The sequence below is a fragment of the Bradyrhizobium sp. 62 genome (assembly GCF_023073035.1).
Lineage (GTDB): Bacteria > Pseudomonadota > Alphaproteobacteria > Rhizobiales > Xanthobacteraceae > Bradyrhizobium.
On sequence record NZ_JADPIT010000015.1, the window covers coordinates 1,157,156 to 1,165,518 of the forward strand.

Annotated in this window: 11 protein-coding genes; 1 reads left to right on the plus strand and 10 read right to left on the minus strand. The window is 64.4% G+C overall.

Features of this window, described 5'->3' with window-relative positions:
- Positions 1 to 13: 13 nt before the first annotated feature.
- The 10 genes from nusB to IVB47_RS16105 all read right to left on the minus strand — a co-directional run bounded on the left by nusB (position 14) and on the right by IVB47_RS16105 (position 7,020).
- A complete protein-coding gene (gene nusB / locus IVB47_RS16060; protein ID WP_247435098.1) occupies positions 14 to 511 on the minus strand; it encodes a transcription antitermination factor NusB in 498 nt (165 codons plus the stop codon).
- Between the two features lie 2 nt (positions 512 to 513).
- A complete protein-coding gene (ribH, locus tag IVB47_RS16065) occupies positions 514 to 1,005 on the minus strand; it encodes a 6,7-dimethyl-8-ribityllumazine synthase (protein WP_007611095.1) in 492 nt (163 codons plus the stop codon).
- Between the two features lie 72 nt (positions 1,006 to 1,077).
- Positions 1,078 to 1,701 carry a riboflavin synthase gene (locus tag IVB47_RS16070; protein ID WP_247462572.1) on the minus strand — a complete coding sequence of 208 codons (624 nt, stop codon included), beginning with the start codon at positions 1,699 to 1,701 and terminating at the stop codon, positions 1,078 to 1,080.
- Positions 1,701 to 2,849 carry a bifunctional diaminohydroxyphosphoribosylaminopyrimidine deaminase/5-amino-6-(5-phosphoribosylamino)uracil reductase RibD gene (gene ribD, locus IVB47_RS16075; protein WP_247462574.1) on the minus strand — a complete coding sequence of 383 codons (1,149 nt, stop codon included), beginning with the start codon at positions 2,847 to 2,849 and terminating at the stop codon, positions 1,701 to 1,703. The genes IVB47_RS16070 and ribD overlap by 1 nt, the downstream gene beginning before the upstream one ends.
- Positions 2,846 to 3,328 carry a transcriptional regulator NrdR gene (gene nrdR, locus IVB47_RS16080; RefSeq protein ID WP_007603426.1) on the minus strand — a complete coding sequence of 161 codons (483 nt, stop codon included), beginning with the start codon at positions 3,326 to 3,328 and terminating at the stop codon, positions 2,846 to 2,848. Before nrdR ends, ribD begins: the two co-directional genes overlap by 4 nt.
- 29 nt (positions 3,329 to 3,357) lie before the next feature.
- Positions 3,358 to 4,656 (minus strand): serine hydroxymethyltransferase, encoded by a 1,299-nt coding sequence (glyA, locus tag IVB47_RS16085; protein WP_247289354.1) that lies wholly within the window; start codon positions 4,654 to 4,656, stop codon positions 3,358 to 3,360.
- 244 nt (positions 4,657 to 4,900) lie between these two features.
- Positions 4,901 to 5,122, minus strand: a complete 222-nt coding sequence (locus IVB47_RS16090; protein WP_007603423.1) for a hypothetical protein — start codon at positions 5,120 to 5,122, stop codon at positions 4,901 to 4,903.
- 37 nt (positions 5,123 to 5,159) lie between these two features.
- A complete protein-coding gene (locus tag IVB47_RS16095; RefSeq protein WP_247289352.1) occupies positions 5,160 to 5,396 on the minus strand; it encodes a hypothetical protein in 237 nt (78 codons plus the stop codon).
- Positions 5,397 to 5,597: 201 nt separating this feature from the next.
- Positions 5,598 to 6,116 carry a MarR family winged helix-turn-helix transcriptional regulator gene (locus IVB47_RS16100; RefSeq protein ID WP_007603420.1) on the minus strand — a complete coding sequence of 173 codons (519 nt, stop codon included), beginning with the start codon at positions 6,114 to 6,116 and terminating at the stop codon, positions 5,598 to 5,600.
- Positions 6,117 to 6,522: 406 nt separating this feature from the next.
- The gene (locus IVB47_RS16105) at positions 6,523 to 7,020 is read right to left on the minus strand and encodes a DUF6163 family protein (RefSeq protein ID WP_247435085.1); all 498 of its coding nucleotides are present in this window, start codon (positions 7,018 to 7,020) and stop codon (positions 6,523 to 6,525) included.
- Positions 7,021 to 7,142: 122 nt separating this feature from the next.
- Between IVB47_RS16105 and hemB the strand changes: the two genes are divergently transcribed.
- Positions 7,143 to 8,204, plus strand: a complete 1,062-nt coding sequence (gene hemB / locus IVB47_RS16110) for a porphobilinogen synthase (protein ID WP_247462576.1) — start codon at positions 7,143 to 7,145, stop codon at positions 8,202 to 8,204.
- The last annotated feature ends 159 nt before the right edge of the window (positions 8,205 to 8,363 follow it).

The following is an 8,363-nucleotide window of genomic DNA, read 5'->3' on the forward strand; positions in this document are numbered from 1 at the left end:
GCGGGATGTATAACTACCCCCGCCCGAACTCGTCACCGCGAAACTGGCGGCCGATCTGGTCGAGCACCGCGTTGACCATGCCGGTCTCCTCGCGGTCGACGAAGGCATTGGCGACGTCGACATATTCGGACACGACGACGCGGCCCGGCACGTCCTTGCGGTGTTCCAATTCGTAGGCCCCTGCCCGCAGCACCGCGCGCAGGATCGCTTCGATGCGCTTCAACGGCCAGCCCTTCGACAGCGCCTCGTCGATCAGCGGATCGAGCTTCTTCTGGTCGCGCACGACGCCGGAGACGACATCGCGGAAGAACGCCGCTTCCGCCGGGAGATATGTGTCGCCCTCGACCTCGTTGCCGAGCCAGTGGCTCTCGAACTCCGCAAAAATGTCGTTGATGCCGGCACCGCCGATATCCATCTGGTACAGCGCCTGCACGGCTGCGAGCCGCGCCGCACCGCGCCGGTTCGCCTTCTTCTCCGTGCCAGACGGCGGCTTCTTGCTGTTATCGGCCATGATCAAGCCCGCGCCAGCCGGCGCTTTATGCGCAGCATCGCAATCGCGGCCCGCGCGGCGTCGCCGCCCTTGTTCAACTCGCTGGCACGCGCCCGCGCCCAGGCCTGCGCCTCGGTGTTGACGGTGAGGATGCCGTTGCCGAGCGGCAGCTTGCGCGCCACCGCCAAGTCCATCAGCGCGCGGGAGGATTCCTGCGAAACGATCTCGAAATGGATGGTGTCGCCACGGATCACGCAGCCGAGCGCGATCGCGGCGTCGTAGGGCTTGCCATTGGCGGCCGCGGCATCAACCGCGATGGCGATCGCCGCAGGAATCTCCAGTGCGCCGGGAACCGTGATGACGTCGTGGGTCAGACCGGCCGCCTTCAGCTCGGCCACCGCGCCTTCGAGCATCGCGTCCTGGAGATCATCATAGAACCGTGCCTCGACAATCAGCGCGCGTGCGCCGGAAATGTCGGTCTGGTCCTTCAGGGGTGCGCGCCGCGCGTCTGCCATCGTCAAATCCGTTCCACAGGGGTTGGCGCTATGTAGTCGCCACCAGCGGGTAAGCCAAGTTCAAAGACGCCGTCACTTCATTTCCGTCAGCCGCGCCGCGTAGCGGGCCATCAGATCAACCTCGATATTGACCTCATCCCCCGCCTTCCAGCCGCCGATCGTCGTGACCGTCAGGGTGTGCGGGATGATCAGCACGGAAAAGGTCACGTCCTTCACCGTATTAACCGTCAGCGAGACGCCGTCGAGCGTGATCGAGCCCTTGGTCGCGATGAACCGCGCCAGCTCCCGCGTCGTGGAGAGCTCGAACCGCGCCATCTCGGGCAGGTCCTCGCGGCCGACGAGGGTCGCGATGCCATCGGCATGGCCGGCGACGATATGCCCGCCAAGCTCGTCGCCGATCTTGAGCGCACGCTCGAGATTGAGCCTGGTGCCGACCCTCCAGTGCTTGGCGGTCGTCAGCGCCAGCGTCTCGGCCGCGGCATCGACGTCGAACCAGGACCTCTGAGCAGAGTCCTTGCCGCCTTCGACACCAGAAGCAACCACCGTCAGGCAGACGCCATTGCAGGCGATCGAGGCGCCGTCCGCAATGGTGGTCTGGTCGTAGCGGCAGGCGATGCGCAGCCGGTGCAACTGGCCCCGCGCTGTCGGCGTGAAGCCGACGATCTCGCCGATATCAGTGACAATGCCGGTGAACATTACGCGCGCTCGTAGATGGTGAGAGTATCCTTGTCGAAGGTCTCGCTAGCATGAACCTTATAGGCCTGCGACTGCGTGATTTTCGACAGGGGCAATGCAGCGAGCGCATCCACCCCGTCAGCGCCCACCGCATCCGCGCCGCGGAACAGCCATATTTCGTCAACGAGGTCAGCGGCGATGAAGGACGCCGCAACGCGGCTGCCGCCCTCGACCATCAGCCGCGTGATGCCCTTCCCGGCCAATGCATGCAGCACTGCCGCAAGATCGAGTCCCGCGGCGTTGCCGGGCGGCACGCGGATCACCTGCGCGCCGGCAGCACCGAGCCGCGTGGCGGCCGCGGCCTCCGCGAGTTCAGAACCCATCACCCACAGTGGAATCTCGCGCGCGGAGCCCACGAGCTTGCTCGCGCCGGGAATGCGCAGGCTCTGATCGAGCACCACGCGCACCGGTGAGCGCGCTGCCATGCCCGGCAGGCGGCAGTCGAGCTGCGGATCGTCCGCCAGCACCGTGCCGATGCCGACCAGGACGGCGTCGCTTTGCGCGCGCAGGAGATGCACCCGGTTGCGCGCTGCCTCGCCGGTGATCGCGACCGGCTTGCCCCCAGCCGCGCCGATCTTGCCGTCGGGCGAGACCGCAAGCTTCAGGATCACATGTGGGCGCTGATCCCTGATGCGACGGAAATGCCCGGCGTGGTCGAAGGCGGCTTCGCGCGCGCACAGACCCACATCCACCATGATGCCGGCGGCGCGCAGGCGCGCATGGCCCTGACCGGCGACTTCCGGATTGGGATCCTTGATCGCGGCCACCACACGCTTGATGCCGGCGGCGATCACGGCGTCGGCGCACGGTGGCGATTTGCCGAAATGCGAGCATGGCTCCAGCGTGACGTAGAGCGCGGCGCCGCCCGCGGCCTCGCCGGCACGCCGCAGCGCTTCAGGCTCGCCATGCGGCCGCCCGCCTGGTTGGGTCCAGCCGCGGCCGACGATCACGCCGTCCTTGACGATAACGGCACCGACGGCGGGATTGGGCCAGGTACGTCCCTGCCCGCGCCTGCCGAGCGCCAGCGCAAGCTCCATGAAGCGCCGGTCGGCATCCCTGGACTCGCGCGCCTTCTGCGCGAATTGATCCTCCAGGATGCGGAAGATCATTTGCGGATCGCGGCGAGCCGCGCTTCCTCCTCACCGGAGAGCTCGCCGAGCACGTCGGCGAAATCCTTGGCCTCGCGGAAATTGCGGTAGACCGAGGCGAAGCGGACATAGGCAACATCGTCGAGCGTGCGCAGATGCTCCATCACGGTCTCGCCGATCACTTCGGAGGAGATTTCAGCCTCGCCCCCGGTCTCGAGCTCGCGCACGATGGTGGAGACCATCTTCTCCACCCGCTCCGGCTCGACCTGCCGCTTGCGCAAGCTGATCGACACCGAGCGCATCAGCTTGTCGCGGTCGAACGGCACGCGGCGGCCGTTGCGCTTGATCACCGTGAGCTCGCGCAGCTGCACGCGCTCGAAGGTGGTGAAGCGGAAATTGCAGGCGACGCACACGCGTCGCCTGCGGATCACGGAAGAGTCCTCGGTCGGACGCGAGTCCTTCACCTGCGTATCGAGACTGTTGCAGTTCGGGCAGCGCATCCGTTGACCTTGACCGGTTTTCTTGGACCTTACTGATAGATCGGGAAACGGTCGGTGAGCGCCTTGACCCGTTCCTTGATCGCGGCTTCCACCAGCGGCGCCTTGCCGTCGGAGGACTGCGCGATCGCGTTGAGGACTTCGGCGATCATACCGGCGACCTGCTGGAATTCAGCGACTCCGAAGCCGCGGGTGGTTGCCGCAGGCGTGCCCAGCCGAATACCGGAGGTGACAAACGGCGACTCGGGGTCGAAAGGAATACCGTTCTTGTTGCAGGTGATGGCAGCGCGAACCAGCGCCTTCTCCGAGGCGTTGCCCTTCAGGCCCTTCGGCCGGAGGTCAACCAGCATCAGATGGTTATCGGTGCCACCGGAGACAATATCGAACCCGTGGCCCTTCATCGCCTCGGCCAGCGCCTTGGCGTTCTCGACGACGTTCTTGGCATAGACCTTGAAGTCCGGCCGCAGTGCCTCGGCAAAGGCGACTGCCTTCGCCGCGATCACATGCATCAGGGGGCCGCCCTGCAGGCCCGGGAAGATCGCCGAGTTGAATTTCTTGGTCAGCGCCTCGTCATTCCACAGCATCAGGCCGCCGCGCGGACCGCGCAGCGATTTGTGGGTCGTGGTGGTGGTGATGTGAGCATGCGGCACCGGCGAGGCATGCACGCCGCCGGCGACGAGACCGGCGAAGTGCGCCATGTCGACCAGGAGATACGCGCCGACGCTGTCCGCGATCTCGCGGAAGCGCTTGAAGTCCCAGGCGCGCGAATAGGCCGAGCCGCCGGCCACGATCAGCTTCGGCTTGACCTCCTCGGCCTGCTTGGCGACGGCGTCCATGTCGATGATCTGGTCCTCGCGGCGCACGGTGTAGTGCGCGGCCTTGAACCACTTGCCGCTCATGTTGACGGGGGAGCCGTGGGTGAGATGGCCGCCGGCCGCGAGATCGAGGCCCATGAAGGTGTCGCCGGGCTGAAGCAGCGCCAGAAACACCGCCTGGTTCATCTGGCTGCCGGAGTTCGGCTGCACGTTGGCGAAGTTGGCGCCGAACAGCTTCTTGGCGCGATCGATCGCGAGGTTCTCGGCGACGTCGACCCACTCACAACCGCCGTAGTAGCGCGCGCCCGGATAGCCTTCCGCATATTTGTTGGTCATCACCGAACCCTGCGCTTCCAGCACGGCACGGCTGACGATGTTCTCGGAGGCGATCAGCTCGACCTCGTGACGCTGGCGGCCGAGCTCGCCCTTGATGGCGGCTGCGATTTCCGGGTCAGCCTGCTCGAGCGAGGCGGTGAAAAACGAATCGGGCGCGGAGGCGGTTTTGGCGAAGGTCATCTTGCGAATATCTCCACCGCCGCAGCCTTTTGGCGGGCTACGGGCGGGTCTGGTGTGGCGATCGGAAGCGGCGAGCGCGATCTACCACATCGCCCGCAACAGGCCAAGTAGTTGCGGGTCGGACCGGTGATTTATGCAAGATATAGTGGGATTAGAGGATTTGGACGACGGGGCGGTATCCGGTCGTCCGTGTCCTGAAAGACCTCCTTTGGGCTTGAAAGGCCGCGCGGGTGCGAGCCAGCCTCTAAAGCCCGGTATACCCCGCCTTCACGGGATCCACGCTGCCGTCGAGCTGCCGCAGATAGGTGAGGCCGCAAACCGTCAACCTGTGGGTGTCTTTCTCGCCGGCTTCCATCAACGTATTGAGATAGTTGGTGACCTTTTCCCGCGCCTCCGCGCTCGCCGCAGACGTGCGGTTGGCGAGCAAATCGTAGGTATGCATGATCCGGTCAATGGCAGCTTCCATGGCACCCTCTGGTTTTTGCCGCGTTTGGGGGTTGAGATCAGGCAACCGCTTTGGCCTCGGACTGCGCCTCGAACCTGACGATGGCCTTGTTGGCCAACCTGATCTTGTTGAATTCGCCGTGCTGGAGCAGCTGGATGACGATCTCGAGCAGGCTTTCGTCGGTGACGAGGGTGTCGCGGATCGCGCCGGAGCGGCGAAGATAGTTCGCGGCGATGGCATAGGCCTCGCTCACGAGTTCCACGTTCATCACCCCCACGCCCCGCTCGACCAGCATCGTCAGCCTCCGATCCGGAGGAGATAAGTGCCGAACCGGGAACTCGTTCCATGGAATCGGGGATTTTTTTCGCAACCGCGAAATGGAAAAACGCACCGGTCCGGACACAGCCGGGCCGGCGCGCTTGGGGAAGCTCAGGCACGTTGGGAGGCTTGCCGGTCTTGTTGTGGGCCGGCTTGGCCTTGTCCCGTCGAAAAGAACTCAGAGACGATACAGGATCTGGTCGGTCCAGAACCGTTCGAGGCGGTGCAGCGACTTGTTGAGGGTCGAGAACTCCTCGCCCGAGATGCCACCGACCTGCTCCACCGTCTTGACGTGCTTCTGGTAGAGCGAGTCGACGATGCGGCGGACTTCCTGGCCCTGCGGCGTCAGGCGGATGCGCACCGAGCGGCGATCGACGCGCGAGCGCTGATGATCGAGGAAGCCGAGCTCGACGAGCTTCTTCAGATTGTAGGAGACGTTGGAGCCGAGATAATAACCGCGCGTGCGCAGTTCGCCCGCGGTCAGCTCCTTGTCGCCGATGTTGTAGAGCAGCAGCGCCTGCACCGAGTTGATGTCGGCACGGCCGCGGCGATCAAACTCGTCCTTGATCACGTCGAGCAGCCGGCGATGCAGCCGCTCCACCAGGGTCAAGGCTTCCAGATAGAGCGTCTGCACCGAACCCTGCTGGCCGGAGACGCGCTCTGCGGTATCTGCCGCAGTTGCGACGGCTTTCATCATGACACTTCCCCTGTTGTCGTTTTTATCGACACTCATTCGACGAAACTTGTGTCCCGTCTGATAGGTGCAACTTAAGGGGCTCGTTTGAAGATCGGCTTAAATAAGAGAATAAAGAGATCATGAATTTAAGACAGTGAATTGCGGATTAAGCCTGTGCCACAAGCACTTTTCGCAACTCTCTGTTGACTCTCGCAAGGTCCTGTTCACCCTCCGTCCGCCCCGATTGTCGCATTCCAGAACAGCCCCGCCCCGTTTCGAAACGGCCGCGTAAGAGCTGTGGCGGAACACGCTGGTTAGCGAAAACTTACGTCGAATTTTACGCAACCAGCCGTCAACCAAGCGCGACATTCTCCTGTCCCGGACCAGCACAGCGAAGCGGAGCGCAGAGCCGGGACACGAGAGTTTGCTATGGCGGCCGTTCGCGTGCGGCCATCCAGGCGAGTGCGAGATAGGCCGCCAGCATGAAGGCTTCGACCCCGACCACAATCAGGCTGCCGCCGTAGATGCCCGGGAACATCAGTTCGATCACCGCCATCGACACGACGGTCGTCAGCCACACCACGGCGCCCCAGGGCGTCGCCAGCCACAGCCCGACCGCGGCAACGAGTTCGATCACGGCGAAGTAGATGGTCGAGGCCTGCCAGGCCATCGACTGGTTCTCGAACGCCTCGTCCTCACCGCCGACGAAGCCCGTCACCTGCGCCCAATGGTAGAGGCCCTTGAGGATCGAGAGCAGCGCCATCACCCGCAGGAACAGCACGAGCCGGCGCGTCCAGACATTGTCGTCGGACTCAGCCCGCTCCGACGAGATCGCCGCCACCGACATTGCGCTGTCTCTGGCATTGTCTCGGACGGCGTCCCTGGCACTGTCGCGGGCCACATCGCGGGTGGAGATCTCGGACATGCCCCCTTCTGGCTGCTTTGCCCCGCAAAATCAATCGGCTGCCATCTTTTGCGACAGGTCAACCCGCGGTGACGGGAACCATGCGAGCTGGTATAAGAATAATTCCAGCCGGAGGAAGAGTGATGGCGATCAAATACGGGCGTCCGATCGAATTGCGCGAAGTCTCGCGCCGGGATGGCACTGGGGCCTCCCCTGCCCTCGATCTGACCGTGCGCCCGCGCCGCAACCGCAAGGCCGAATGGGCCCGGCGCATGGTGCGCGAGAACGTGCTCACGACGGACGATCTGATCTGGCCGCTGTTTCTGATCGACGGCAACAACAAGCGCGAGCAGATCGCCTCGATGCCGGGCGTCGAGCGTCTCAGCGTCGATCAGGCCGTGCGCGACGCCGAGCGGGCGATGAAGCTCACGATCCCGTGCCTCGCGCTGTTTCCCTACACCGACCCATCCCTACGCGACGAGGACGGCTCGGAAGCCACCAACCCGAACAATCTGGTCTGCCAGGCGGTGCGCGCGATCAAGAAGGAGTTTCCGGAGATCGGCATTCTCTGCGACGTCGCGCTCGATCCCTTCACCAGTCACGGCCATGACGGCCTGATCTCCGACGGCAAGATCCTGAACGACGAGACAGTCGCCGTGCTGGTGCGTCAGGCCCTGGTGCAGGCCGAAGCCGGCTGCGACATCATCGCGCCCTCCGACATGATGGACGGCCGCGTCGCCGCGATCCGCGAGGGTCTGGATCGCACCGGCCTGCTTGACGTGCAGATCATGGCCTATGCCGCAAAATACGCCTCCGCCTTCTACGGCCCGTTCCGCGACGCGATCGGCTCGGCCAAGACGCTCACTGGCGACAAGCGCACCTACCAGATGGACAGCGCCAACACCGACGAGGCGTTGCGCGAGGTCGAGCTCGACATCGCCGAGGGCGCCGACATGGTGATGGTCAAGCCCGGCATGCCCTATCTCGACGTCGTCCGCCGCGTGAAGGACACGTTCGCAATGCCGACCTTCGCCTACCAGGTGTCCGGCGAATACGCGATGATCGCGGCAGCCGCCAACAACGGCTGGCTCGACGGCGACCGCGCCATGATGGAGAGCCTGCTCGCCTTCAAGCGCGCCGGCGCCGACGGTGTGCTGAGTTATTTCGCACCGAAGGCGGCGGAGAAGCTGCGCGCTCAGGGGTAGATCCCAAGGTCGTCCCGGCGAAGGCCGGCACATGTGTCTCTTCATCGTCGTCCTGGCGAAAGCCAGGACCCATAAGCGTGATCTCTCGATTCCGATCGGTCGCAGTACCGACGATCAATCTTCGCCAAACATCTCCCTGGGGTAATGGGTCCTGGCTTT